1 protein-coding gene is annotated in these 264 nt (G+C 50.0%); it reads right to left on the reverse strand.

Annotated features, from left to right (window positions below; translation table 11 throughout):
• The coding region (locus tag R0J87_RS21480) for a shikimate kinase (protein ID WP_498888830.1) at positions 1 to 264 on the reverse strand (264 nt) is incomplete at both ends.

Consider the following 264-nt stretch of genomic DNA (forward strand, 5'->3'; position numbering starts at 1 on the left):
CTGCTCATCAGTGCGCACAGTAAAGTCAGCTATCTCAGCATACAGTGGGTTACGCTCTGCAGCCACTCTTTCCGGTACTTCTTTCGGTGCTTCTTCAGTCTGCAGCAAAGGGCGTGTTTTATCGCGCTGTGTACGTGCTACCTGTTTTTCTATCGGTGTTTCCAGGTAAACCACTATACCTCTGGCAGACAGACGATTTCTGGTTTCCTTGCTCAAAACAGAACCACCGCCTGTTGCGAGCACGATACCTTGCAACTCTGTCAG

Source organism: Halomonas sp. SIMBA_159, from assembly GCF_046536035.1.
GTDB lineage: Bacteria > Pseudomonadota > Gammaproteobacteria > Pseudomonadales > Halomonadaceae > Vreelandella > Vreelandella venusta_A.